Below are 25,327 nucleotides of genomic sequence, written 5' to 3' on the forward strand. Positions count from 1 at the left end.
CGAAAGACGATGAGCAAAAATAGCGGCTAATCATAGCTCAGCGAGACGCATTTGAGAATGCCGGATTTACATTAGCCGATGTGGGTACGGCTGTAAGCCTCCAGTGCGTCACCGCAAAGCGCAGCAACTCCTCAACAGACATCTCCTGCCACGCTACGACGTCGCGTTGGCCTAAAAAGCGCAATGCCTGGACCAGTACCGGGCGCGGATCGCCTGTCGCAAGCGCAGGGGCATGATTTTGCTTGGAAAGTTTAGCGCCTTGTTCGTTGAGCGCCAGCGGAAGGTGCACGTAACCAGGCGCACGCCAGCCAAACTGTTTATACAGAGAAAGTTGTCGGACAGTGGGTTCGATTAAATCTGCGCCGCGGACGATCTCCGTCACCCCCTGAAAATGATCGTCGACCACCACGGCCAGATTATAAGCAAACAGTCCGTCGCGGCGGTGGATAATAAAATCTTCGCTCGCCAGCTGTGGGTCAGCCTGGATGTCGCCGCGCAAGGCATCATGGAAACGCATCACCGGATGCTGCTGTTTAATTCTGACGGCGGCATTCTCCGGCCCGTGGCATAACGTCCGGCAATGGCCGTCGTAAATACCGCCCAGACGTTGAATGCGCGAGCGGGGGCAAGTGCAGTAGTAGCTCAGTCCCTGCTCGTGAAGCCAGGCCAGCGCCTCGCGATAAGCCTCATGACGCTGTGATTGCCATAAGACCTCGCCATCCCAGTGCAGGCCGTAATGTTCCAGCTGGCGCAGAATGGTCGCTGCGGCACCGGGAACTTCACGTGGGGGGTCGATATCCTCTATGCGAACGCGCCAAATTCCGCGTTGCGCACGGGCTTGTAGATAGCTGCCGAGGGCGGCGATTAACGAGCCGAAATGCAGTTCGCCGGATGGCGACGGCGCGAAACGGCCAATATAGTGTGAGTCAGTCATGCTGCGGGCAATAAAGAATAAGGCGGGAAAACTCCCGCCTGTCATAAATAGGGTAGAAACGAACGGGATTAACCCGCCATCTGTTTTTCGCGAATTTCAGCCAGCGTTTTGCAGTCGATGCACAGATCGGCTGTTGGACGCGCTTCCAGGCGGCGGATACCAATCTCCACCCCGCAGGACTCGCAATAACCGAAGTCTTCATCTTCCACTTTCTTCAGCGTCTTCTCGATCTTTTTGATCAGTTTGCGCTCACGGTCACGATTACGTAACTCCAGGCTAAACTCCTCTTCCTGCGCGGCGCGATCGACCGGATCGGGGAAGTTGGCGGCTTCGTCCTGCATGTGCGTCACAGTGCGATCGACTTCATCCCGGAGTTGATTACGCCATGCTTCAAGAATACGCTTGAAGTGCGATAGCTGGGCTTCGTTCATATACTCTTCGCCCGGTTTCTCCTGGTACGGCTCCACCCCAGCGATGGCGAGAATACTCAGGGACGATGTTTTACGGTTTTGCCCTTCTTGCATGTTGCTTCTCCTTAACACGCACTATCGATCCCCATGTTCGGGGGAAAATCAGGTCGCTATAAATAGCAGATGCTTTTCCGGATAGCAATTATCTAAACGTAACACTTGACAACCCTGTGAGGAAAAGCGTATTTACGCACGCGGCCAGAATACTTAATAATCAGGCTGTTATTCCACTACAACGTTATGGGTACTGGTTCGTTCAGTTCCATTTTTTGGGCTGAAAGTTCTGCTTTATAAGCTAAAACTTCCACGCCTTTATTCTGAGCCTCGCTCAATAGCTGCGCGTATTTTATATCGATATGACGTGCGGGTGAAAAACGTGTAATGGCGGAGTGCAGCACCGCGAACACCACCACCGCGCGATGACCTGCCGCCGCAACGCCCATCAACTCCCGAAGATGTTTTTGCCCTCGTTCGGTGATGGCGTCGGGAAAATAACCGTTTTCTTTTTCCGCTAACGTGACCGATTTCACTTCAATATAGCAGTCCGGGCGGAAATCTGCCTGTAACATAAAATCTATACGGCTGCGCTCGGCGCCATATTTGACTTCACTTTTCAGAATATTGTACCCCTCCAGCGCCGGCAGGCGATTCTCCTGAATCGCTTCTTTCGTTAGCTGGTTCGCCCGCAGCGTATTCACGCAAATGAATGCGCCGAATTGCGTTTCAGTCAATTCCCAGGTATGCGGATATTTGCGTTTAGTATTTTCTGATGTCGAATACCAGACGGTATCGCCAGGCGTGGCGCAGCCGGTCATCGCGCCGGTATTAGGACAGTGCAGCGTAAGCGTCGTACCGTCAGGGGTGATCACATCGGCTAAAAAACGTTTATAGCGCTGAATCAGCGTAGCGCGTTGTAAAGGGGGGGAGAATAGCATCGACATTCCTTCATTATTATTCGCCCAGCGTCCAGCGCTGCAGCTCGGCATAGCGGGTACGGCCTTGCCCATACGAAGAGGCGTAAAGCGCAAACGACGTGACCGGAAATGACCAGCAAAAGCCCGGCGGCGGGATAGCCACCGTATGGCTGGCATCGCGCAGCAGCGTAATATGCGGGTGAAAAGGCTGCGGGCTTTGGTAACAACCGCTGCGGGCGGCCTGCGCGCGCAGCATATTAGCCAACTGCAACAACCCGCGCGGCGGCTGGCGCATCCCCAGCCACACCACGCGCGAACGCAGCCACTGACCGGCGTCATCCAGATGTAGCGTAAAGCCCGGCTGGCGAATTCGTCCGGCCAGTTGCGCAAGCGCGCGCTGCTTATCGCTACTGACGTCGCCTAAAAAGGCCAGCGTCAGGTGCAGGTTCGCCGCTGCCACGGGGCGTCCGTCTTCAGACGCAAAATGGGCGGCGCGCCAGGCGATAATTTGCGCGCGTGCGTCGTCGGGTAAGTCAATCGCAAAAAACAGCCGTTTTGGCTCAGACATAGGGATACTCGGTTATGGATTAACACGATGCTACAATGCGGCGCAAAGAAAGTTAACCCCGTGGAGCCGTTTGTGACGTCATTGCCCGTTGCCGCCGTATTGCCTGAATTGTTGACAGCCCTAAAAACCGCGCCGCAGGTTTTGTTGTCCGCGCCTACCGGGGCGGGGAAATCCACCTGGCTGCCGTTGCAACTCCTGCAACAAGGTCCGGTTGCTGGAAAAATCCTCCTGCTTGAACCGCGTCGTCTGGCGGCGCGTAATGTCGCCCAGCGTCTGGCGGAAGCGTTGAATGAAAAGCCTGGCGAAACGGTAGGTTACCGGATGCGCGCGCAAAGCTGCGTGGGGCCGCGTACCCGGCTGGAAGTGGTGACCGAAGGCGTATTGACCAGAATGATTCAGCGCGATCCCGAATTACGCGGCGTGGGGCTGGTGATACTGGATGAATTTCATGAGCGCAGTTTACAGGCGGATTTAGCGTTGGCGCTGTTGCTGGATATCCAGCAAGGGCTCCGTGACGATCTCAGGCTGTTAATCATGTCTGCGACGCTGGATAACGATAGGCTTTGTCAGCGACTGCCTGATGCGCCGACGATCGTCTCGGAGGGGCGCGCGTTCCCGGTGGAGCGACGTTATCAGCCGCTTGCGGCGCATTTGCGTTTTGATGAAGCCGTCGCGATGGCGACAGCGGAACTGCTGCGCAATGAAAACGGTTCGCTGCTGCTATTTTTACCCGGCGTAGGCGAAATACAGCGCGTTCATGAACATCTGGCGTCGCGGGTAGGGAGCGATGTCCTGCTTTGTCCGCTGTATGGCGCATTGTCTCTGGAAGCGCAACGCAAAGCGATTGTTCCCGCCCCCGCCGGGATGCGTAAAGTGGTGTTGGCGACTAACATTGCCGAAACCAGTTTGACGATTGAAGGGATTCGTCTGGTCGTCGATAGCGCTCAGGAGCGCGTGGCGCGATTCGACGCGCGAACGGGACTGACGCGGCTGGTTATGCAGCGTATCAGTCAGGCGTCAATGACGCAGCGCGCGGGGCGCGCCGGACGACTGGCGCCGGGTATCTGTTTACATCTGCTGGCCAAAGAACAGGCGGAGCGGGCGGCGGCGCAAAGCGATCCGGAAATCTTACACAGTGACCTTTCCGGTTTGTTGATGGAGGTGTTGCAGTGGGGATGTCACGATCCGGCATCGCTTTTCTGGCTGGACAGACCGCCGGAGGTGAATCTTCAGGCCGCCCGCCGTTTATTATTGATGTTAGGCGCGCTGGAGGGCGAGCGGTTAAGCGCGCGGGGGCGGAAAATGGCGGCAATGGGTAACGATCCGCGCCTGGCGGCGATGTTAGTCAACGCCGACGAGGGCGACAGCGCCGCCACCGCCGCCATGCTCGCGGCCATCCTTGAGGACCCGCCGCGCGGCGGCGGTACGGATTTAAGCGTGCTATTTTCGCGGCGACAGCCGGGCTGGCAGCAGCGTAGCCAGCAGCTTTTAAAACGGCTGCAGGTGCGTAATGGCGAGCCGGATAGCGCGCTTATTATGCCGCTGTTGGCCAGAGCGTTTAGCGACCGCATCGCGCGGCGTCGTGGTCAGGAAGGGCGCTATCAGTTAGCCAATGGTATGGGCACGATGTTAGATGCGGATGACGCGTTGGGACGTCATGAATGGCTGATCGCGCCGCTGTTGCTGCAAGGTAGCGCCTCGCCGGACGCCCGAATATTGTTGGCGCAGCCGCTGGATATTGCCTCGCTGATTCAGGCGTGTCCTGATTTACTGCGCCAGTCTGACACGGTTGAATGGGACGAAGCGCAGGGAACGTTGAAAGCGTGGCGCAGAATGCGTATTGGACAGTTGACGGTTAGCGTTCAGCCACTGGCGAAACCGTCTGAAGAGGAGCTTCATCAGGCGATGCTGAACGGCATCCGCGATAGAGGTCTGGCCGTCCTTAACTGGACGCCGGAAGCGGAGCAGTTCCGTCTGCGTCTGCACTGTGCGGCGAAATGGTTGCCGGAATATGACTGGCCTGCCGTGGATGAGGCGTCGCTGCTGGCGACTCTGGAAAACTGGTTGCTGCCGCACATGACAGGCGTACAGTCGTTACGGAGTCTGAAATCTCTGAATGTGACTCAGGCGTTACGGGGACTGCTTGACTATGCCATGCTGCAACGTCTGGATAGTGAACTGCCTGGGCATTACACTGTGCCGACGGGAAGCCGAATAACGATTCGTTATCATGAAGATAACCCGCCCGCACTGGCGGTCAGAATGCAGGAAATGTTTGGCGAAGCGAAGACCCCAACCATCGCTCAGGGCCGCGTGTCGCTGGTGCTGGAACTGCTTTCGCCTGCGCAGCGACCGCTACAGATTACGCGCGATTTAAGCGCTTTCTGGCAGGGGGCGTATCGCGAAGTGCAAAAAGAGATGAAGGGCCGTTACCCCAAACATGTCTGGCCGGACGATCCGGCGAATACGGCCCCAACGCGGCGCACGAAGAAGTATTCGTGACGTGTTATACGTTGCCTCCAGGCCGGATAAGGCGTTAATCGCCATCCGGCAAAAGGGTAAATTGAGAGATTTCTTCTTCTGTCGTCTGGCGGAAGAATACAGAATCGGGCCTTTGCGCCTGTATGTTGCGGAGAAAAAGCATGGCGGGGAATGACCGCGAGCCGATTGGACGTAAGGGGAAACCGTCACGTCCTGTGAAACAAAAGGTGAGCCGTCGTCGGCAGCATGACGACGATTATGATGATGACTATGAGGATGAAGAACCGATGCCGCGTAAAGGTAAGGGCAAAGGGCGTAAGCCTCGTGGCAAGCGCGGCTGGCTGTGGCTATTGCTAAAACTGTTTATCGTTTTTGTGGTGCTGTTCGCCATTTACGGCGTCTATCTGGATCAAAAAATCCGCAGCCGTATTGATGGCAAGGTCTGGCAGCTTCCGGCGGCGGTATATGGTCGGATGGTGAACCTTGAGCCAGACATGCCTGTCAGCAAAAACGAGATGGTGAAATTGCTGGAAGCGACGCAGTATCGTCTGGTGACGAAGATGACCCGTCCCGGCGAATTTACCGTGCAGGCCAATAGCATTGAGATGATCCGTCGTCCGTTTGACTTCCCGGACAGCAAAGAAGGGCAGGTGCGCGCACGGCTGACGTTCAGTGACGGGCGTCTGGAAACCATCGTCAATCTGGATAACAACCGCCAGTTTGGCTTCTTCCGCCTCGATCCGCGGCTTATCACTATGCTTTCTTCGCCAAATGGCGAGCAGCGTTTATTCGTCCCGCGCAGCGGTTTCCCGGATCTGCTGGTCGATACGCTGTTGGCGACGGAAGACCGTCATTTCTATGAGCATGATGGCATTAGTCTTTACTCTATCGGGCGTGCGGTGCTGGCCAACCTGACGGCGGGACGCACGGTGCAGGGGGCCAGTACGCTGACCCAGCAGCTGGTGAAGAACCTGTTCCTCTCCAGCGAAAGATCATACTGGCGTAAAGCGAATGAAGCCTACATGGCGCTGATCATGGATGCCCGTTACAGTAAAGATCGTATTCTTGAGCTGTACATGAACGAGGTCTACCTCGGTCAAAGCGGGGATAATGAAATTCGCGGTTTTCCTCTGGCGAGCCTGTATTACTTTGGTCGTCCGGTAGAGGAACTGAGCCTCGATCAGCAGGCGTTACTGGTGGGGATGGTAAAAGGGGCGTCGATTTATAACCCGTGGCGCAACCCGAAACTGGCGCTGGAGCGTCGTAACCTGGTGCTACGCCTGTTACAGCAGCAGAAAATCATCGATCAGGAACTCTATGACATGCTGAGCGCGCGTCCGCTTGGCGTACAGCCGCGCGGCGGCGTTATTTCACCGCAGCCAGCGTTTATGCAGATGGTTCGTCAGGAACTGCAGGCGAAGCTGGGGGATAAAATTAAAGATCTCTCCGGCGTGAAGATCTTCACCACCTTTGACTCCGTGGCGCAGGATGCCGCAGAAAAAGCCGTTGTCGAAGGCATTCCGGCGTTGAAGAAGCAGCGTAAATTGAGCGATCTGGAAACCGCGATGGTGGTAGTGGATCGCTTTAGCGGCGAGGTGCGCGCGATGGTTGGCGGGGCGGAGCCGCAGTATGCCGGCTATAACCGTGCCATGCAGGCGCGCCGTTCCATCGGGTCGCTGGCGAAACCGGCGACCTATCTGACCGCGTTAAGTCAGCCGAACTTATACCGTCTGAACACCTGGATTGCCGATGCGCCGATTTCGCTGCGCCAGCCGAATGGTCAGGTCTGGTCGCCGCAGAACGACGATCGTCGCTACAGCGAAAGCGGGAAAGTGATGCTGGTGGATGCGTTAACTCGCTCAATGAACGTACCGACGGTCAATCTGGGGATGGCGTTAGGTTTACCGGCGGTAACCGATACCTGGACGAAGCTCGGCGTGCCGAAAGATCAGCTCAATCCGGTTCCGGCTATGCTGTTAGGGGCGCTGAACCTGACGCCGATCGAAGTGGCGCAAGCGTTCCAGACTATCGCCAGCGGCGGAAATCGCGCGCCGTTATCAGCGCTGCGTTCGGTTATTGCGGAAGATGGTAAGGTGCTGTACCAAAGTTATCCGCAAGCTGAACGCGCCGTACCGGCACAGGCGGCTTACCTGACGCTCTGGACAATGCAGCAGGTCGTCCAGCGTGGTACGGGGCGTCAGCTTGGCGCGAAATATCCGGGTCTGCATCTGGCGGGTAAAACCGGGACGACAAACAACAATGTCGATACCTGGTTTGCCGGTATCGACGGCAGCCAGGTGACTATCACCTGGGTAGGCCGTGATAACAACCAGCCGACGAAATTGTACGGCGCCAGCGGCGCGATGGCGATTTACCAGCGCTATCTGGCGAACCAGACGCCGACGCCTTTAGTTCTGACGCCGCCGGAAGATGTGGTGGATATGGGCGTTGATTACGACGGTAATTTTGTCTGTAGCGGCGGTATGCGCACTCTGCCGGTCTGGACGGACGATCCAAATACGCTGTGCCAGCAGGGCGAGATGATGCAGCAGCAACAGCAGCCGTCAGGCAATCCGTTCGATCAGTCGTCTCAGCCGCAGCAGCCTGCGCAGCAACAGCCGCCGAAAGAAGAGAAGAGCGACGGCGTTGCTGGCTGGATTAAGGAGATGTTCGGCGGCAATTAATCACGGTAATAGTGCCGGGTGGCGCTGTGCTTACCCGGTCTACACCGTTACGACTCCATTATGTGCGACGTAGGCCGAATAAGACGCTTACGTCGCCATCCGGCAAATCCTCCATAAATAACATTTCAGTCTAATTTATTAACCCTTCCTTTTCATCTGGTTGTTTCTTAACCCCTTAGTTTTCGTAGGGCCGCGTATCGCTTGCCATTGCGACGATATTTCGCCTATCATGCTGCGGTTATAATAATAATTATCGTTTACGTTATCATTCACTTTCATCAGAGATATACCAATGGCGCGTCTTAAAACTGCTCAGCCAAACTCTTCACTGCGTAAAATCGCAGTTGTAGTAGCCACAGCGGTTAGCGGCATGTCTGTCTATGCACAGGCGGCGGTTCAACCGAAAGAAGAAACCATTACCGTAACCGCAGCGCCTGCCGCGCAGGAAAGTGCCTGGGGACCGGCGGCAACCATCGCTGCAAGACAATCCGCCACGGCAACCAAAACGGACACGCCGATTCAAAAGGTGCCGCAGTCTATTTCTGTTGTTACCGCCGAAGAGATGGCGTTGCATCAGCCAAAGTCGGTTAAAGAAGCGTTGAGTTATACCCCTGGCGTTGCCGTGGGCACTCGTGGCGCGTCCAATACTTACGACTACCTGATCATTCGCGGTTTCGCCGCTGATGGCCAAAGCCAGAATAACTATCTGAATGGCCTGAAAATGCAGGGCAACTTCTATAATGATGCGGTGATAGACCCGTATATGCTGGAACGCGCGGAAGTGATGCGTGGTCCGGTTTCCGTTCTGTACGGGAAAAGTAGCCCTGGCGGTTTGCTGAATATGGTTAGCAAGCGTCCGACGACGGAGCCGCTGAAAGAAATTCAGTTCAAGATGGGTACTGACAGCCTGTTCCAGACTGGTTTTGACTTCAGCGACGCGCTGGATGAAGAGGGCGTATATTCTTATCGTTTGACCGGTCTGGCGCGTTCCGCCAATGCGCAGCAGGATCGCGCGGAAGAGCAGCGCTATGCGATTGCGCCAGCGTTCACCTGGCGTCCGGATGACAAGACGAACTTTACGTTTCTCTCTTACTTCCAGAATGAACCAGAGACGGGTTACTACGGCTGGCTGCCGAAAGAGGGAACGGTTGAGCCGCTGCCAAACGGTAAACGTCTGCCAACAGATTTCAACGAAGGAGCGAAAAACAATACCTATTCTCGTAATGAGAAGATGGTAGGGTACAGCTTCGATCATGAATTCAACGACACCTTTACCGTGCGCCAGAATTTGCGCTATGCCGAGAATAAAGTCTCGCAAAATAGCGTCTATGGTTACGGCGTTTGTTCCGATCCGGCAAACCGTGACAGCAAGCAGTGCGCGGCATTAGCGCCAGCGGACAAAGGTCATTATCTGGCTCGTAAATATGTTGTTGACGACGAGAAACTGCAAAACTTCTCCGTTGATACTCAGTTGCAAAGTAAATTTGCCACCGGTGAGGTAGATCACACGCTGCTGACCGGCGTCGACTTTATGCGTATGCGTAATGATATCAATGCCTGGTTTGGCTACGACGACTCCGTACCTCTGCTTGACCTCTATAACCCGGTGTACACTGATTTCGACTTTGCTTCGCGAGATCCAGCAACATCCGGCCCGTACCAGATTTTGAATAAGCAAAAGCAAACGGGTCTGTACGTCCAGGACCAGGCACAGTGGGATAAAGTCCTGGTAACATTGGGTGGGCGTTATGACTGGGCCGATCAAGAGTCTCTGAATCGCACTACTGGCATCACATCTAAACGTGATGATAAGCAGTTTACCTGGCGTGGTGGTGTTAACTATCTGTTTGATAATGGAATAACGCCTTACTTCAGTTATAGTGAGTCGTTTGAGCCGGCTTCACAGACGGGAGAGAACGGGAAAATATTTGCACCTTCGAAAGGTAAGCAGTATGAAGCGGGGGTTAAATATGTACCGAATGATCGGCCGATAGTCATTACCGGTGCGGTCTATCAGTTGACCAAAACCAACAACCTGATGGCTGATCCGGCGGGGTCTTTCTTCTCGGTTGAAGGCGGTGAAATTCGCGCCCGCGGCGTGGAACTAGAAGCGAAAGCGGCGCTTTCTGCAAGCATCAACGTCGTGGGTTCTTACACCTATACTGACGCCGAATACACGACGGATACGACTTATAAAGGTAATACTCCTGCACAGGTACCAAAGCATATGGCGTCGTTGTGGGGCGATTACACTTTCTTTGATGGTCCATTGTCCGGTTTAACGCTGGGGACTGGCGGGCGTTTCACGGGGTCAAGCTATGGCGATCCGGCAAACTCCTTTAAAGTAGGGAGTTATACGGTTGTCGATGCATTGGTACGTTATGACCTTGCGCGCGTAGGCATGGCAGGCTCCAACGTTGCCCTTCATGTCAATAATCTGTTTGATCGCGAATACGTCGCCAGCTGCTTCCAGACCTACGGCTGTTTCTGGGGCGCAGAACGTCAGGTCGTTGCAACGGCAACCTTCCGTTTCTAATTTCTCTTTGGGCACGGCTTGCCGTGCCCGTTTTACAAGTTGGCTGCGATGCAGGAAAACCACATTCATTCCGATACCACCTTTGCGCTGCGAAGCGTCGCCTTTCGTGTGCCGGGCCGCACGCTTTTACACCCCCTCTCGTTAACGTTTCCCGCAGGTCGAGTCACCGGACTTATTGGCCATAATGGTTCCGGTAAATCCACGCTGTTAAAAATGCTGGGCCGCCATCAGCCGCCTTCCGAAGGGGATATTCTGCTCGACAATCAGCCGCTGGCGAGCTGGAGCAGCAAGGCGTTTGCCCGCAAAGTTGCCTATCTGCCTCAACAATTGCCGCAGGCGGAAGGAATGACGGTGCGCGAACTGGTAGCGATTGGCCGCTATCCGTGGCACGGCGCGTTGGGACGCTTTGGCGTCGCGGACCGGGAAAAAGTAGACGAGGCGATTACGCTGGTCGGCTTAAAACCGCTGGCGCATCGTCTGGTAGACAGCCTTTCCGGCGGTGAACGCCAGCGCGCGTGGATTGCCATGCTGGTCGCGCAGGATAGCCGTTGTCTGCTGCTGGATGAGCCGACGTCAGCGCTGGATATCGCCCATCAGGTGGACGTGCTGGCGCTGGTGCATCGTTTAAGCCAGCAGCGCGGGCTGACGGTGGTTGCGGTGCTGCACGATATCAACATGGCGGCCCGCTACTGTGATTATTTAGTCGCGCTACGCGGCGGTGAAATGATTGCGCAAGGAACGCCTGCGGAACTGATGCGCAGTGACACGCTGGAACGGATTTACGGTATCCCGATGGGTATCCTTCCGCATCCGGCGGGCGCGGCACCTGTGAGTTTTGTGTATTAATGCGTGATTTATATCCTCTGACTCGCCGCCGTTTATTAACGGCGATGGCGCTCTCGCCGCTGCTGTGGCAAATGAATACGGCGCAGGCTGCCGCTATCGATCCCCGCCGGATTGTGGCGCTGGAGTGGCTGCCGGTTGAGCTGCTGCTGGCGCTCGGTATTACGCCGTATGGCGTGGCGGATGTGCCAAATTATAAGCTGTGGGTTAGCGAACCGCCGTTGCCGGATTCGGTGATTGATGTGGGTCTTCGCACTGAACCCAATCTCGAACTGCTGACGGAGATGAAGCCGTCGTTTATGGTCTGGTCGGCAGGTTACGGACCCTCGCCGGAGAAACTGGCGCGGATCGCGCCGGGGCGCGGGTTCGATTTTAGCGACGGCAAAAAGCCGCTGGCGGTGGCCCGACGTTCGCTGGTTGAACTGGCGCAGACGCTGAATCTGGAAGCTGCGGCAGAAAAACATCTGGCGCAATACGATCGCTTCATCGCCAGCCAGAAGCCGCATTTTATCCGCCGCGGGGGGCGTCCGTTACTGATGACGACGCTTATCGATCCGCGGCATATGCTGGTGCTCGGCCCGAATTGCTTGTTCCAGGAGGTGCTGGACGAGTATGGCATTGTCAATGCCTGGCAGGGTGAAACCAACTTTTGGGGCAGTACGGCGGTCAGCCTCGATCGGCTGGCGATGTATAAAGAAGCGGATGTGATCTGCTTCGATCACGGGAATAGCACCGATATGAACGCGCTGATGGCAACGCCGCTGTGGCAGGCCATGCCGTTTGTCCGCGCCGGGCGCTTTCACCGGGTGCCCGCCGTTTGGTTCTATGGCGCGACCCTCTCCACGATGCATTTTGTCCGCATCCTGAATAACGTGTTGGGAGGCAAAGCGTGAGCAGAAAACGTGAAATGCCGGATGGCGGCGCGAAAAATGCCTTATCCGACCTACGGTTCGGGCGCTTTGTAGGCCGGATAAGGCGAAGCCGCCATCCGGCGTTGCTGTTATTGGCGCTGTTTGTTGCCGCCTGCTGGCTGACATGGGTTAACTTCTCCGTTGCGCTACCGCGCAGCCAGTGGCAACAGGCTATCTGGTCACCGGATATCGACATCATTGAGCAGATGATTTTTCATTACAGCCTGCTGCCAAGACTGGCGATTTCGCTGCTGGTGGGCGCGGGGCTTGGGCTGGTAGGCGTCCTGTTCCAGCAAGTATTGCGTAACCCGCTGGCGGAACCGACCACGCTGGGCGTGGCGACCGGCGCGCAATTGGGGATCACGGTGACTACGCTATGGGCGATTCCCGGCGCGCTGACCACACAGTTTGCCGCCCTGACGGGAGCCTGCATTGTCGGCGCGCTGGTGTTCGGCGTGGCGTGGGGCAAACGTCTGTCGCCGGTAACCCTAATCCTCGCCGGGCTGGTGGTCAGCCTCTATTGTGGCGCAATCAACCAGTTACTGGTGATTTTCCACCACGATCAGTTGCAAAGCATGTTTTTATGGAGCACCGGAACGCTAACGCAAACCGACTGGAGCGGCGTGCAGCGTCTGTGGCCGCAGTTGCTGGGCGGTGTGATGCTCACATTATTGTTGCTACGTCCGATGACGCTGATGGGGCTGGATGACGGCGTTGCGCGTAATCTGGGTCTGGCGCTGTCGTTAGCGCGTCTGGCGGCGCTGTCGCTGGCGATTGTGTTGAGCGCGCTGCTGGTCAACGCGGTGGGCATTATCGGTTTTATCGGCCTGTTTGCGCCGCTGCTGGCGAAAATGCTTGGCGCAAGACGTCTGCTGGCGCGCCTGATGCTGGCGCCGCTCATTGGGGCGCTTATTTTATGGCTATCCGATCAGATTATCCTTTGGCTCACCCGCGTATGGATGGAGGTCTCCACCGGGTCAGTGACGGCGTTAATCGGCGCGCCGCTGCTCCTGTGGCTGCTGCCGCGGCTTAAAAGCATGAGCGCGCCGGATATGAACGCCAGCGATCGTGTGGCGGCGGAGCGTCGGCATGTCCTCGCTTTTGCCGTTGCCGGTGGCGTGCTCTTGCTGCTGGCAACATGGGGCGCGCTCTCTTTTGGTCGCGACGCGCACGGCTGGACGTGGGCGAGCGGAACGCTGCTTGAAGAACTGATGCCGTGGCGCTGGCCGCGGATACTGGCGGCGTTAATAGCGGGCGTCATGCTGGCGGTGGCGGGCTGCATTATTCAGCGTCTGACCGGTAATCCAATGGCCAGCCCGGAAGTGCTGGGGATCAGTTCCGGAGCCGCGTTTGGCGTGGTGTTGATGCTGTTTTTGGTGCCGGGGAATGCTTTCGGTTGGCTACTGCCTGCCGGAAGCCTGGGCGCGGCGGCGACACTGCTGATTATTATGATAGCCGCCGGGCGCGGCGGTTTCTCACCGCAACGGATGTTGCTGGCGGGGATGGCGCTCAGCACCGCGTTTACCATGCTGCTAATGATGCTCCAGGCGAGCGGCGACCCGCGGATGGCGGAAGTATTGACCTGGATCGCAGGCTCTACCTATAACGCCACTGGCGGGCAGGTTACGCGAACCGCGATCGTAATGGTGATTTTGCTGGCCATTGTGCCGTTGTGTCGCCGCTGGTTAACGATTTTGCCTCTGGGCGGCGATGCCGCGCGTGCGGTGGGCATGGCGCTTACGCCGTCGCGTATCGCGCTGCTGGCGCTGGCGGCTTGTTTGACGGCAACCGCGACGATGACCATTGGGCCGCTGAGTTTCGTTGGACTGATGGCGCCGCATATTGCGCGGATGCTTGGTTTTCGCCGGACGATGCCGCATATGGTCATCTCGGCGCTGGCAGGGGGCGTTCTACTGGTCTTTGCCGACTGGTGCGGCAGGATGGCGCTATTTCCGTATCAGATCCCGGCGGGACTGCTTTCAAGCTTTATTGGCGCGCCGTACTTTATCTATTTGCTACGTAAACAGAGCCGGTAAAAAAAGCTGTGCCACATTTATGTCGGGTGGCGGCCATGCTCAACCCGACCTACAAATTACACAATATCAATATGTTGTGGCAATATTTTGTAGACCTAAAAATAGCTGAACGCTATCAGCGTGCGAAAGCTGTCCTGTCACGTTTTATCGAGGGAACTCTGCTTTTATGTTCAGCAAGAAGCAGGGGTTATTTCTGTATCGATAAGTCATGTGCTATTTCAGTGGCGCGCCGCTGTCTCCTGAACAGGGTGACTAATTTCAACATATCCAGGCCCGAAACGTTGATGATAAATTGCGGCATGATCTATCCAATAATAAGAATTACCGGTTTCGGTATTAAAGCCTTTTTAAATATTAAGATGTGGATGCCGCATCTTTAATGCATCTCGTAAATTAATTTTAATTTAATAATAAGTTTTCATTATAAAACCTCGATAATAAAATATTGTTTTTTTATCGAAGTAATAAAAACAACTCTATTAAAATAAATTAATTGCCACGAGTAAACAAAAAAAATGTAACTTAGCATTTTTTGATTTTTTTAATGGAATTTATACAAAAAATAAATCTTATGCATCATTGCTATATACTCAGTACTGTAATTCTGATCTTTTTTTATTCATTTTGACATGTTTATTGTTTTTTTGGCTCTCCCGTCTTGCTTGTTTTGTTTGTTTTTTGAACGATAAAAAATATTTATTATTTAATGCTGATGATCCTTTAAATAAAAAACACTTGTCTTTGGGTTTTTAATGGAAAATACTTTGCCGCGCCTAAGGGATGTTATTTATTAACGTGTTGTTTGCTTCTTTTGAATGTTGCATCGGGAATTTCATAACTCGTCATATAATATATATCTACCCATATAAACATGGGGTATTGAGTATAGCTCCGTGTGAATAGCGTAAAAATACTCACCAACTTTTAATAAGGATGAAAAATGAATACAGCAGTAAAAGCTGCGGTTGCTGCCGCACTGGTTATGGGTGTTTCCAGCTTTGCCAATGCTGCGGGCAGTAATACTGGTACGGTGACTTTTACCGGTACTATTGAAGATTCACCGTGTTCAATCGTGGTTGGCGACGAACACCAGACCGTTAACCTGGGCCATATCGGTACCGGTTCTCTGATGGGCGGTAAAGAATCTTCAAAAGTCGATTTCCATATCGGTCTGGAAAACTGCGCATTCACCACTGAGAAAGAAGCGTCTACCGTTTTCTCTGCCATCGGTAACGAATCCAGCGCTAATCCGGGCAGCGTTGCGCTGATGCGTATCGGCGGCGGCGAAATGGCGGGTTCCAGCATTGTCATCGGCAACCACCTGGGTTCCGCGATCAAATTGGGCGACGCTTACAGCGAAAACCTGACGATGAACGGCAGCGTTGCGGCGGCGAAACAGACTCTTAACTTCAAAGCCTGGGTGAAAGGCGATTCCGCTGCCACCACTATCGATACCGGCGAATTCAGCAGCACCGTAAACTTCACGATCAGCTATCTGTAAGTGAAATATCATCCTGCGGCAGTCTGCCGCAGGATAATGCTCAAAGTAAAAAAATAGATTATATATTTCAGGGATAGATTGTCTGATGGCTCACTATAAAAAATTTCGTCTGAGCACGCTTGCGGCCGTGGTGGGTATTGTTCTGGCTGTCGGTCCGGAAAATAGCTACGCGGAAGCGCCCATTCAATTTAATACCCGATTTCTTGATGTTAAAGATGATGCCAGCCTGGATCTCTCCCGTTTTTCCCGTAAAGGCTACATTATGCCGGGGAGCTATCATCTCCAGGTGCTGGTCAATCAGAGTCAAATTGCCCAGGATAATATTATTACGTATTCCGTTGATAATAACGATCCTGATAATACATATCCCTGTTTATCGCCTGAACTGGTATCGCTGCTGGGGTTAAAACCTGAAATAGCAGATAAAATGATCTGGATAAATGCCGGTCAGTGTCTGCAACCAGAACAACTGGAAGGGATGGAAACCCAAACGGATTTAAGCCAGTCAACGCTGACGGTGATTATTCCGCAGGCCTATCTGGAATACAGCGATGAAGAGTGGGATCCACCTTCCCGCTGGGATGAAGGGATTCCCGGCGTGTTATTTGACTACAACGTTAACAGCCAGTGGCGACATGCTGAACATGATGACGGCGATGAATATGACATCAGCGGCAACGGCACGGTGGGTGCCAACCTCGGCGCGTGGCGTTTGCGCGCGGACTGGCAGGCTAACTATCGTCACGAAAATGACAGCGAAGATAAAGACAACTTTGGCTCCAGTTCCGAACAGAACTGGGACTGGAACCGCTATTACGCCTGGCGGGCGATCCCGCAGCTCCGGGCACAGCTAACGCTGGGCGAAGGATCGCTGGAATCCGATATTTTCGACGGCTTTAACTATGTTGGCGGCAGCCTTATTACCGACGATCAGATGTTACCGCCTAATCTGCGCGGCTACGCCCCGGATATATCAGGCGTGGCGCGCACCAACGCCAAAGTCACCGTGACCCAGCGCGGGCGGGTGATTTATGAGTCGCAGGTCCCGGCAGGGCCGTTTCGCATTCAGGATATTAATGAAACGGTATCCGGCGATCTACACGTCAAAATTGAAGAACAAAGCGGTCAGGTGCAGGAATATGACGTCAGCACCGCCTCCATTCCGTTTCTGACCCGTCCCGGCCAGGTGCGCTACAAGTTGGCCGCCGGGCGACCGCAGGACTGGGATCACAATATGGAAGGCGGCTTTTTCACTTCAGCCGAAGCCTCCTGGGGGATCGCTAACGGCTGGTCGCTGTACGGCGGCGCCATCGGCGAGCAGGATTATCAGGCGCTGGCGTTAGGACTGGGGCGCGATCTGGCGCTGCTGGGCGCGTTTTCCGTCGATGTCACCCATTCCCGTGCGACGCTGCCAGAGGGTAGCGCCTACGGCGACGGCACCATTCAGGGTAACTCGTTCCGTGCCAGCTACGCTAAAGATTTTGATGATATAGACAGCCGTCTGACGTTTGCTGGTTATCGCTTTTCCGAAGAAAACTACATGACGATGGACGAGTTTATCGATACGCATAATGACGATAACGATCGTCAGCGCACCGGCCACGATAAAGAGATGTATACCCTGACGTACAGCCAGAACTTTTCGGCAATAAACGTCAACGCCTATATCAACTACACCCATCGCACCTACTGGAACCAACCCAACCAGGACAGCTATAACCTGACGCTGTCGCACTATTTCGATGTCGGCGAGGTGCGCGGGATCAGTCTGTCGGTGAACGGTTTTCGCAACGAATATGACAATGAACGCGATGACGGCGTGTACGTCTCGCTCAGTATTCCGTGGGGCAACAACCGCACGCTGAGCTACAACGGCTCCTTTAGCGATGACAACAACAGCAATCAGGTCGGCTATTACGAGCGCATTGACGATCGCAATAACTACCAGATCAACGCTGGCCGCGCGGATAACGGCGCGACTCTCGACGGCTATTACCGTCATCAAGCGAGCTATGCCGACATTGACGTCAGTGCGAACTATCAGGAAGGCGACTATACCTCCGGCGGGCTGAACATCCAGGGCGGCGCGACGCTGACTGCTAAAGGCGGGGCGCTGCACCGTACCAGCGTCAACGGCGGCTCGCGGCTGCTGGTGGATGTCGGCGATGAAGCGAACGTACCCATCTCCGGCTACAGCACGCCGGTATATACCAACGCGTTTGGTAAAGCCGTCATTGTTGACGTCAACGACTACTACCGCAACCAGGTGAAAATCGACATTACCCAGTTGCCGGAAGACGCGGAAGCAACCCTCTCCATCGCTCAGGCGACCCTGACGGAAGGGGCGATCGGTTATCGCCGCCTGGAGGTGCTCAGCGGTAAAAAAGCCATGGCCAGTATCCGCCTGCGCGATGGCGGCACGCCGCCCTTCGGCGCGGAGGTTTACAACAGTCGCCAGCAACAGTTAGGGATCGTAGGTGAAGACGGCAGCGTTTATCTGATCGGCATTAACCCCGGCGAGCGGTTGCAGGTGACATGGGAAGGTAAAACGCAGTGTGAAGCGGCGTTGCCCGACCCGCTGCCGGGCGATCTGTTTAGCGGCCTGCTGCTGCCGTGCATCGGCGACGCTTCATCACCTGAGGCAACGCAGCCCGCAGAGAAACCATTACTCCAGCTTCATACGCAGCGGCTGACGTCTTCAACGCAACCCGAAGCGCTCTCTTCTCGTTATCCAACACATTGATTCAGGAAATCGCATTCATGATGCCATTAAAACGTTATAACCTGGCCGCTGTTTTGCTGCTTTTGCTGGGCGGCTACGGTAGCGCTCAGGCCGCCATCGCGCCCGATCGCACCCGCCTGGTGTTTCGCGGCGAAGATAAATCGATAAGCGTCGATCTGAAAAACGCCAACAGCAAACTGCCCTATCTGGCGCAGTCCTGGGTGGAAGATGAGAAGGGCGTCAAAATCACCTCACCTTTAATCGTCGTCCCACCGGTCCAGCGCATTGAGCCGTCGGCAATCGGACAGGTCAAAATTCAGGGGATGCCGGCGCTGGCGTCGCTCCCCCAGGATCGGGAAACCCTTTTTTATTACAACGTGCGCGAAATTCCGCCGCAAAGCGACAAGCCCAATACGCTGCAAATCGCCCTGCAAACGCGCATCAAAGTTTTTTACCGTCCGCAGGCGCTATCGAAAATCGATATGCAGCATCCATGGCAATACAAGATCACCCTTCAGCGTCAGGGCAATGGCTATCAGGTGAGCAATCCGACCGGTTACTACGTGGTGTTAAGCAACGCCAGCAACCGCATGGACGGCACACCGGCCAGAGGCTTTAGCCCATTAGTGATTGCACCAAAAAGCAACGTGACGCTGGGAGGGGACGCCAGTGAATTAGGTCACTCGCCTGTGCTGACTTACGTCAACGATTATGGCGCGCGGTTACCGCTGATTTTTAACTGTACTGACAACAGTTGTGCGGTAGATGAAGCAAAAAGCAGAAAGTCGTAACCGACAAGGAGACGCAAGATGAGGCAATGGCGGTTACGGCTGGGCACGGTAACGTGTGCGGCCATGCTGAGTGCGGTCAGTATGCCGCTGGCAGCAGGAAGTAAGACGGTCAACATGACGCTGACGATAGTCGTTAATGCCGCGCCGCCCTGTACTGTGACCGGCGGTGAGGTGGAATTTGGCAATGTGTTGACGACGAAAGTGGACGGAGTGAATTACCGGCAGGCGGTGGGCTATCGCCTGAGCTGTAACGGCAGAGTGAGCGATTACCTGAAGTTACAGATTCAGGGGAATGCGGTGACTATCAATGGCGAGTCGGTATTGCAAACCGATGTCGATGGATTGGGTATCCGACTGCAAACCGCCACGGATGGCGCGCTGATTTCACCCGGCAATACGCAATGGTTGTCATTTCAATACAGCGGCGGCAGCGGTCCGGCCATTGAGGCAATTCCCGTCAAAAATAATGGCGTAACGTTAACAGGTGGCGCGTTTAACGCAGGCGCCACGTTGGTGGTGGATTACCAATGAAAAAAATGGCTTTGATAGTGTTAATAAGCAGCAGTTTTGCCGCGCAGTCGGCTGAGAACCTTAAGTTTCACGGCACATTAATTTCACCGCCGAATTGTACGATTAACAATGATCAGACGATCGACGTTGAGTTCGGTAACCTGCTGATTAATAAAATAGATGGTACGCGTTATGCGCAGAATGTTCCGTATGAGATCACCTGTGATTCAACGGTACGCGATGAGACGATGGCGATGACCCTGACGCTAAGCGGTTCCGTGAGTGATTTTAATCCGGCGGCGGTAAACACCAGCGTGGCGGGGCTGGGGATTGAACTCAGGCAGAACGACCAACCCTTTACGTTGGGGTCCACCATTACGGTGAATGAACAGTCGATACCTGTTCTGAAAGCCATACCGGTTAAAAAGAGCGGTGCTTCGCTGAAAGAAGGCGGCTTCGATGCGACGGCAACATTACAGGTGGATTATCAGTAATGGCTAAAAGACAGGCGTTATTACACGGCGCGGCCTGCATCCTCTGTGGGGCGCTGATATTGCCGGTCTCAGCGGCAGATAATCTGCATTTTTCCGGTAGCCTGGTGGCCAGTCCTTGCACGCTCACGATGCAGGGGACGGGGATTGCCGAAGTCGATTTTTCGTCGCTTGACAGTTCTGATTTCACTCCCGACGGCCAGTCTGCTCGTAAGCCTCTGGTGTTTGAGCTCACGGATTGCGATTCGGCGCTGAGTAACGGGGTGCAGGTGACTTTCACTGGAACCGAAGCGACCGGAATGCGCGGTATCCTGGCCATCGATAGCCATTCAGGCGCTTCCGGGATCGGGATTGGTATTGAAACGCTATCCGGCGTTCCCGTGGGCATGAACGATGAAGAGGGGGCGATATTCACGCTGGTGACGGGGAATAACGCGCTAAGCCTGAATGCCTGGGTACAACGTCTTCCTGGCGAAGATCTGGTTCCGGGAACGTTCTTCGCAAGCGCACTAGTTACATTTGAGTATTTATGATGAAAATAATACGGACTTTATTTTTGCTGCTGATTGCCGTTTATGGCAGTTCGGTAGTGGCTAAACCCATGCTGAAAGCGACGTTTTCAAGTACCACGCTCTATTACGGCATAGGTCCGAGTACCTTCGATCGCTCGATTCTGCTGAATGTGATGGTGGATACGCATGACGGAGTATACTATGGCACCTGGCAGCTAGGAGGGGTTTTTAAAAATCGTCCGGTACCCTTACAATCCTGGTCGGGGCCAGAGCCCGCGCCGACGGTTGTGTTACGCGATTTCGATAACAGCGTTGCGCGCTCCAGTTGCCAGAATATGCCAGCGAGTTGGCACGATTGTGGCTCTTTTACCGTGGATATTACGGTACAAAGCGATGACTATGGTTGCCCCTGGCTGGCAACGAGTCGTGTCACTGCTGCTGATGGTATCTCTGGCGAAACGTATTCCCCGCCGGATACGCGCAGTTCAGTTTGCCCGAAAGTTCCCGTTGATACTTTTGATATCTCCTGGGATGCGAACGTTTCGAAACAGAAAACAACCCTCATGCTTGATGCCACCGGTGGCACGGTGAATCGCACGTTACATACCTATTTGATGGAGGGGGGGAAACTTTGCGATGGCAGCAAATTTGACGACCGTGGCGCTTATTGCCGTTTTGTCTCATCGGGTATTACGCTCAATGTGCTGGGCTGCGACCAGTCGAGCGTCACGACCAGCGCCGTTGATCATCCGATAACCGATGTTGAGCTTCATGACATTAATGTGGCGGTGAACACCCGCAACATTGGCTCCGGGCAGTTCACGTCGACCTGTAGCTTCCAGTATATTATTGATGAGCTTTAGGGTGTCTGGTGCGGTTCAGGCTAACCTGCGATGAACCAATAAAAAGCCGGGTGGCGGCTTCGCCTTACCCGGCCTACGTTGTTTCTGGACGTTCTCTTTTACAGCGTCGCAAACACCCGACGCGCGGCGTCAATAGTATTATTAATGTCGTCCATGCTGTGTGCGACCGACATAAAGCCCGCCTCAAACGCCGATGGCGCCAGATACACGCCTTCCTCCAGCATCAGGTGGAAGAAACGCTTAAAGCGTTCCACGTCGCACGCCATCACGTCCTGATAGCAGGTTACGCTCTCAGCGTCGGTGAAGAAAATCCCGAACATGCCGCCGACATGGTTAACCACCAGCGGAATATTCGCTTCTTCGGCAGCTTCCAGCAAACCTTCCGCCAGACGGGTGGTGAGCTCATCCAGCGTTTCATGAATGCCGGGTTGGGCGACTTCATTCAGGCAGGCGAAACCGGCCGCCATCGCAATCGGGTTGCCGGAAAGGGTGCCCGCCTGGTAAACCGGGCCCGTCGGCGCCAGCGCATCCATTACATCGCGACGACCGCCAAACGCGCCTACCGGCATCCCGCCGCCGATGATTTTACCCAGACAGGTCAGGTCAGGCACGACGCCGTAGTAATCCTGGGCTCCGGCCAGCGCTACGCGAAAACCGGTCATCACTTCGTCGATAATCAGCAGCGCGCCGAACTCATCGCACAAGGCGCGCAGGCCCGGCAGGAATTCCGGCAGCGGCGGGACGCAGTTCATATTGCCCGCCACGGGTTCGACGATGATACAGGCGATTTCCTGCGGATATTGTTCAAACGCCGCGCGTACTGACGCCAGATTGTTATAAGTGCAGGTCAGCGTATGTTTCGCGAAATCTGCCGGCACGCCCGGCGAGTTCGGCTGACCAAGCGTCAGCGCGCCAGAACCGGCTTTGACCAGCAGGCAGTCGGCATGGCCATGGTAGCAGCCTTCGAATTTGATAATCTTATCGCGGCCAGTAAAACCACGCGCCAGGCGAATAGCGCTCATGGTCGCTTCGGTGCCGGAGTTCACCATGCGCACCATGTCCATGGTCGGCACCAGGTTGGTGACCAGTTCCGCCATTTTCACTTCCATTTCGGTTGGCGCGCCGAAGCTTAAACCGCGCTCCGCAGCTTCAATCACCGCATTGCGGATAGCCGGATGGTTATGCCCCAGTACCATTGGCCCCCAGGAACCGACATAGTCGATATACGCTTTGCCATCGACATCATAAAGATAAGCGCCGTCCGCTTTTTCGATAAACAGCGGGGTGCCGCCCACGCCAGTGAAGGCGCGAACAGGGGAGTTCACGCCGCCGGGGATCAGCTCGCGGGCCGCGCTATAGAGATTTTCAGACTTACTCATGGAAAGATTCCTGGTTCGTAGAAAAAGTGAATACCCGCTATTCTAAGTTATTCAGAGAAGGTTATGAAAGTTTTACGCATTTGAAACAATACGATTTGCAGGGGATTTTCGCGGCGTTGGCGAGTAGAATGCCGACTTTAGATTTGTATTACCAATTAATGATCTTCTGATGAAAACAGACACTTCCACCTTTTTAGCTCAACAAATTGTGCGTTTACGGCGCAGAGATCAGATTCGCCGGTTGATGCAGCGGGATAAAACGCCGCTGGCCATTCTGTTCATGGCGGCCGTTGTCGGCACGCTTACCGGACTGGTTGGCGTCGCCTTTGAAAAGGCGGTTTCCTGGGTACAAAACATGCGCATTGGCGCGCTGGTTCAGGTCGCGGACCATGCGTTTTTGCTTTGGCCGCTGGCCTTTATCCTTTCGGCGTTACTGGCGATGGTCGGCTACTTTTTGGTGCGAAAATTTGCGCCGGAAGCCGGCGGCTCGGGTATCCCGGAAATTGAAGGCGCGCTTGAGGAGTTACGTCCGGTGCGCTGGTGGCGCGTGTTGCCGGTGAAGTTTATCGGCGGGATGGGAACGTTGGGCGCAGGAATGGTATTAGGGCGCGAAGGGCCAACGGTGCAAATCGGGGGCAACCTGGGGCGCATGGTGCTGGATGTTTTTCGTATGCGCAGCGCCGAAGCGCGGCATACGTTGCTGGCGACTGGCGCGGCGGCGGGGCTCTCTGCGGCGTTTAACGCGCCGCTGGCGGGTATCCTGTTTATTATTGAAGAGATGCGCCCGCAGTTTCGCTACAACCTGATTTCGATTAAAGCGGTGTTTACCGGCGTCATCATGTCGAGCATTGTGTTCCGCATATTTAACGGCGAAGCGCCGATTATTGAAGTCGGCAAACTGTCTGATGCGCCGGTTAACACACTGTGGTTATACCTTATCCTCGGCATTATTTTTGGCTGCGTCGGGCCGGTATTTAATTCGCTGGTGCTGCGTACCCAGGATATGTTTCAGCGCTTTCATGGCGGCGAAATTAAAAAATGGGTGCTTATGGGCGGCGCGATCGGCGGCCTGTGCGGTATTCTGGGGTTGATTGAGCCGGAAGCGGCAGGCGGCGGATTTAACCTTATTCCTATCGCCGCGGCAGGTAATTTTAGCGTCGGGCTACTGCTGTTCATCTTTATTGCCCGGGTGGTCACGACGCTGCTTTGCTTTTCTTCCGGCGCGCCGGGGGGCATTTTCGCCCCGATGCTGGCGCTGGGAACGCTGCTTGGTACGGCCTTCGGTATGGCGGCGGCAGTGCTTTTCCCGCAGTATCACCTGGAGGCCGGTACCTTTGCGATTGCCGGGATGGGGGCGCTGATGGCGGCGTCGGTGCGCGCCCCGCTGACGGGGATTGTGCTGGTGCTGGAGATGACCGATAACTACCAGCTCATTTTGCCAATGATTATCACCTGTCTTGGCGCGACACTATTAGCGCAGTTTTTGGGCGGGAAACCGTTATACTCAACCATCCTGGCGCGCACTCTGGCGAAGCAGGATGCGGAACAGGCGGCGAAAAACCAGAATGCGCCTGCGGGCGAGAATACTTGAACGAATTACCAGGGTATTAGATAATGACTGCCAATATTGGGTGAAAATTTATCCAATTACCGATGTCGTTTGGAGCAAAATATGAGTGATGACGTAGCGCTGCCGCTGCAGTTTACCGACGCAGCAGCGAATAAAGTAAAAAGTCTTATCGCTGACGAAGATAACCCGAATCTGAAATTGCGCGTGTATATCACCGGCGGTGGTTGCAGCGGCTTCCAGTATGGTTTTACCTTTGACGATCAGGTTAACGAAGGGGATATGACCATCGAAAAACAGGGCGTTGGCCTGGTGGTTGACCCGATGAGTTTGCAGTATCTGGTGGGTGGTTCGGTCGATTATACCGAAGGCCTGGAAGGTTCCCGCTTCATTGTAACCAACCCGAATGCGAAAAGTACCTGCGGGTGTGGCTCTTCCTTCAGCATTTGATTGCTGTTCGTTGTGCCGGATGGCGACGCGAGCGTCTTATCCGGCCTTGTATCCTGAACAGATAGCTGATTAGCTGTCAGCTATCTGAAACGGGAGAAGCTTGTATCCGGCCTGAAGACTCTGAGCTTCCGATGTAGCTTAAGCCTCCCGTTTCACCTTTCACG

21 protein-coding genes are annotated in these 25,327 nt (G+C 54.8%); 16 read left to right on the forward strand and 5 right to left on the reverse strand.

What is annotated here, in order from left to right; translation table 11 throughout:
* Positions 1-37: 37 nt before the first annotated feature.
* The 4 genes from gluQRS to thpR form a co-directional block, all read right to left on the reverse strand.
* A complete protein-coding gene (gene gluQRS, locus ACH0WD_RS10915) occupies positions 38-934 on the reverse strand; it encodes a tRNA glutamyl-Q(34) synthetase GluQRS (protein WP_001682576.1) in 897 nt (298 codons plus the stop codon).
* A 68-nt stretch (positions 935-1,002) separates the two neighbouring features.
* Complete coding sequence (gene dksA, locus ACH0WD_RS10920; protein WP_001155232.1) at positions 1,003-1,458, reverse strand: RNA polymerase-binding protein DksA; 456 nt, start codon at positions 1,456-1,458, stop codon at positions 1,003-1,005.
* 176 nt (positions 1,459-1,634) lie between these two features.
* A complete protein-coding gene (gene sfsA / locus ACH0WD_RS10925; RefSeq protein ID WP_000899410.1) occupies positions 1,635-2,339 on the reverse strand; it encodes a DNA/RNA nuclease SfsA in 705 nt (234 codons plus the stop codon).
* Positions 2,340-2,355: 16 nt separating this feature from the next.
* Positions 2,356-2,886: an RNA 2',3'-cyclic phosphodiesterase gene (gene thpR, locus ACH0WD_RS10930; protein WP_001294178.1), complete on the reverse strand. Its 531-nt coding sequence runs from the start codon at positions 2,884-2,886 to the stop codon at positions 2,356-2,358.
* Positions 2,887-2,958: 72 nt separating this feature from the next.
* Between thpR and hrpB the strand changes: the two genes are divergently transcribed.
* The 14 genes from hrpB to stfH all read left to right on the forward strand — a co-directional run bounded on the left by hrpB (position 2,959) and on the right by stfH (position 21,767).
* The gene (hrpB, locus tag ACH0WD_RS10935; RefSeq protein ID WP_001747687.1) at positions 2,959-5,388 is read left to right on the forward strand and encodes an ATP-dependent helicase HrpB; all 2,430 of its coding nucleotides are present in this window, start codon (positions 2,959-2,961) and stop codon (positions 5,386-5,388) included.
* A 140-nt stretch (positions 5,389-5,528) separates the two neighbouring features.
* The gene (mrcB, locus tag ACH0WD_RS10940; protein WP_000918127.1) at positions 5,529-8,051 is read left to right on the forward strand and encodes a bifunctional glycosyl transferase/transpeptidase; all 2,523 of its coding nucleotides are present in this window, start codon (positions 5,529-5,531) and stop codon (positions 8,049-8,051) included.
* 292 nt (positions 8,052-8,343) lie between these two features.
* Positions 8,344-10,587, forward strand: a complete 2,244-nt coding sequence (fhuA, locus tag ACH0WD_RS10945; protein WP_000113212.1) for a ferrichrome porin FhuA — start codon at positions 8,344-8,346, stop codon at positions 10,585-10,587.
* Between the two features lie 48 nt (positions 10,588-10,635).
* Positions 10,636-11,433 (forward strand): Fe3+-hydroxamate ABC transporter ATP-binding protein FhuC, encoded by a 798-nt coding sequence (gene fhuC / locus ACH0WD_RS10950; protein ID WP_001157206.1) that lies wholly within the window; start codon positions 10,636-10,638, stop codon positions 11,431-11,433.
* Complete coding sequence (fhuD, locus tag ACH0WD_RS10955; protein ID WP_001205360.1) at positions 11,433-12,323, forward strand: Fe(3+)-hydroxamate ABC transporter substrate-binding protein FhuD; 891 nt, start codon at positions 11,433-11,435, stop codon at positions 12,321-12,323. Before fhuC ends, fhuD begins: the two co-directional genes overlap by 1 nt.
* A gap of 14 nt (positions 12,324-12,337) precedes the next feature.
* Positions 12,338-14,377, forward strand: a complete 2,040-nt coding sequence (gene fhuB, locus ACH0WD_RS10960) for a Fe(3+)-hydroxamate ABC transporter permease FhuB (RefSeq protein WP_077917498.1) — start codon at positions 12,338-12,340, stop codon at positions 14,375-14,377.
* Between the two features lie 35 nt (positions 14,378-14,412).
* On the forward strand, positions 14,413-14,757 hold the full coding sequence (locus ACH0WD_RS10965) for a hypothetical protein (RefSeq protein ID WP_137915687.1): 345 nt from the start codon (positions 14,413-14,415) through the stop codon (positions 14,755-14,757).
* Positions 14,758-15,317: 560 nt separating this feature from the next.
* Entirely contained in the window at positions 15,318-15,878 is a 561-nt protein-coding gene (gene stfA / locus ACH0WD_RS10970) for a fimbrial major subunit StfA (RefSeq protein ID WP_001090554.1), read from the forward strand.
* An 85-nt stretch (positions 15,879-15,963) separates the two neighbouring features.
* The gene (locus tag ACH0WD_RS10975) at positions 15,964-18,621 is read left to right on the forward strand and encodes a fimbrial biogenesis outer membrane usher protein (RefSeq protein ID WP_000951668.1); all 2,658 of its coding nucleotides are present in this window, start codon (positions 15,964-15,966) and stop codon (positions 18,619-18,621) included.
* A 17-nt stretch (positions 18,622-18,638) separates the two neighbouring features.
* Entirely contained in the window at positions 18,639-19,391 is a 753-nt protein-coding gene (gene stfD, locus ACH0WD_RS10980; RefSeq protein ID WP_000982726.1) for a fimbrial chaperone StfD, read from the forward strand.
* 18 nt (positions 19,392-19,409) lie between these two features.
* Positions 19,410-19,922 (forward strand): fimbrial protein, encoded by a 513-nt coding sequence (locus ACH0WD_RS10985; RefSeq protein ID WP_001250313.1) that lies wholly within the window; start codon positions 19,410-19,412, stop codon positions 19,920-19,922.
* Complete coding sequence (stfF, locus tag ACH0WD_RS10990) at positions 19,919-20,395, forward strand: fimbrial minor subunit StfF (protein ID WP_000737993.1); 477 nt, start codon at positions 19,919-19,921, stop codon at positions 20,393-20,395. The genes ACH0WD_RS10985 and stfF overlap by 4 nt, the downstream gene beginning before the upstream one ends.
* Positions 20,395-20,925, forward strand: a complete 531-nt coding sequence (locus tag ACH0WD_RS10995; RefSeq protein ID WP_001129319.1) for a fimbrial protein — start codon at positions 20,395-20,397, stop codon at positions 20,923-20,925. Before stfF ends, ACH0WD_RS10995 begins: the two co-directional genes overlap by 1 nt.
* On the forward strand, positions 20,925-21,767 hold the full coding sequence (gene stfH, locus ACH0WD_RS11000; RefSeq protein WP_001747688.1) for a fimbrial adhesin StfH: 843 nt from the start codon (positions 20,925-20,927) through the stop codon (positions 21,765-21,767). Before ACH0WD_RS10995 ends, stfH begins: the two co-directional genes overlap by 1 nt.
* 98 nt (positions 21,768-21,865) lie before the next feature.
* Here the strand turns inward: stfH and hemL are convergent, their stop codons facing one another.
* The gene (gene hemL, locus ACH0WD_RS11005; protein ID WP_000045270.1) at positions 21,866-23,146 is read right to left on the reverse strand and encodes a glutamate-1-semialdehyde 2,1-aminomutase; all 1,281 of its coding nucleotides are present in this window, start codon (positions 23,144-23,146) and stop codon (positions 21,866-21,868) included.
* Between the two features lie 169 nt (positions 23,147-23,315).
* Between hemL and clcA the strand changes: the two genes are divergently transcribed.
* Both clcA and erpA read left to right on the forward strand, forming a co-directional pair.
* Positions 23,316-24,737, forward strand: coding sequence for a H(+)/Cl(-) exchange transporter ClcA (gene clcA / locus ACH0WD_RS11010; RefSeq protein ID WP_000845428.1), 1,422 nt, complete (start codon positions 23,316-23,318; stop codon positions 24,735-24,737).
* Between the two features lie 81 nt (positions 24,738-24,818).
* Entirely contained in the window at positions 24,819-25,163 is a 345-nt protein-coding gene (gene erpA, locus ACH0WD_RS11015; protein ID WP_001278668.1) for an iron-sulfur cluster insertion protein ErpA, read from the forward strand.
* Positions 25,164-25,327 lie beyond the last annotated feature (164 nt).

This window comes from Salmonella sp. 2020_1395, from assembly GCF_043848115.1.
In the GTDB taxonomy this organism is placed as follows: domain Bacteria; phylum Pseudomonadota; class Gammaproteobacteria; order Enterobacterales; family Enterobacteriaceae; genus Salmonella; species Salmonella enterica.

Excerpts from the sequence above, each read along its gene's own strand:
- gluQRS (WP_001682576.1), bottom strand. The coding sequence starts at position 934 with ATGACTGACTCACACTATATTGGCCGTTTCGCGCCGTCGCCATCCGGC.
- dksA (WP_001155232.1), bottom strand. The coding sequence starts at position 1,458 with ATGCAAGAAGGGCAAAACCGTAAAACATCGTCCCTGAGTATTCTCGCC.
- sfsA (WP_000899410.1), bottom strand. The coding sequence starts at position 2,339 with ATGCTATTCTCCCCCCCTTTACAACGCGCTACGCTGATTCAGCGCTAT.
- thpR (WP_001294178.1), bottom strand. The coding sequence starts at position 2,886 with ATGTCTGAGCCAAAACGGCTGTTTTTTGCGATTGACTTACCCGACGAC.
- mrcB (WP_000918127.1), top strand. The coding sequence starts at position 5,529 with ATGGCGGGGAATGACCGCGAGCCGATTGGACGTAAGGGGAAACCGTCA.
- fhuA (WP_000113212.1), top strand. The coding sequence starts at position 8,344 with ATGGCGCGTCTTAAAACTGCTCAGCCAAACTCTTCACTGCGTAAAATC.
- fhuC (WP_001157206.1), top strand. The coding sequence starts at position 10,636 with ATGCAGGAAAACCACATTCATTCCGATACCACCTTTGCGCTGCGAAGC.
- fhuD (WP_001205360.1), top strand. The coding sequence starts at position 11,433 with ATGCGTGATTTATATCCTCTGACTCGCCGCCGTTTATTAACGGCGATG.
- fhuB (WP_077917498.1), top strand. The coding sequence starts at position 12,338 with ATGCCGGATGGCGGCGCGAAAAATGCCTTATCCGACCTACGGTTCGGG.
- ACH0WD_RS10965 (WP_137915687.1), top strand. The coding sequence starts at position 14,413 with ATGCTCAACCCGACCTACAAATTACACAATATCAATATGTTGTGGCAA.
- stfA (WP_001090554.1), top strand. The coding sequence starts at position 15,318 with ATGAATACAGCAGTAAAAGCTGCGGTTGCTGCCGCACTGGTTATGGGT.
- ACH0WD_RS10975 (WP_000951668.1), top strand. The coding sequence starts at position 15,964 with ATGGCTCACTATAAAAAATTTCGTCTGAGCACGCTTGCGGCCGTGGTG.
- stfD (WP_000982726.1), top strand. The coding sequence starts at position 18,639 with ATGATGCCATTAAAACGTTATAACCTGGCCGCTGTTTTGCTGCTTTTG.
- ACH0WD_RS10985 (WP_001250313.1), top strand. The coding sequence starts at position 19,410 with ATGAGGCAATGGCGGTTACGGCTGGGCACGGTAACGTGTGCGGCCATG.
- stfF (WP_000737993.1), top strand. The coding sequence starts at position 19,919 with ATGAAAAAAATGGCTTTGATAGTGTTAATAAGCAGCAGTTTTGCCGCG.
- ACH0WD_RS10995 (WP_001129319.1), top strand. The coding sequence starts at position 20,395 with ATGGCTAAAAGACAGGCGTTATTACACGGCGCGGCCTGCATCCTCTGT.
- stfH (WP_001747688.1), top strand. The coding sequence starts at position 20,925 with ATGAAAATAATACGGACTTTATTTTTGCTGCTGATTGCCGTTTATGGC.
- hemL (WP_000045270.1), bottom strand. The coding sequence starts at position 23,146 with ATGAGTAAGTCTGAAAATCTCTATAGCGCGGCCCGCGAGCTGATCCCC.
- clcA (WP_000845428.1), top strand. The coding sequence starts at position 23,316 with ATGAAAACAGACACTTCCACCTTTTTAGCTCAACAAATTGTGCGTTTA.
- erpA (WP_001278668.1), top strand. The coding sequence starts at position 24,819 with ATGAGTGATGACGTAGCGCTGCCGCTGCAGTTTACCGACGCAGCAGCG.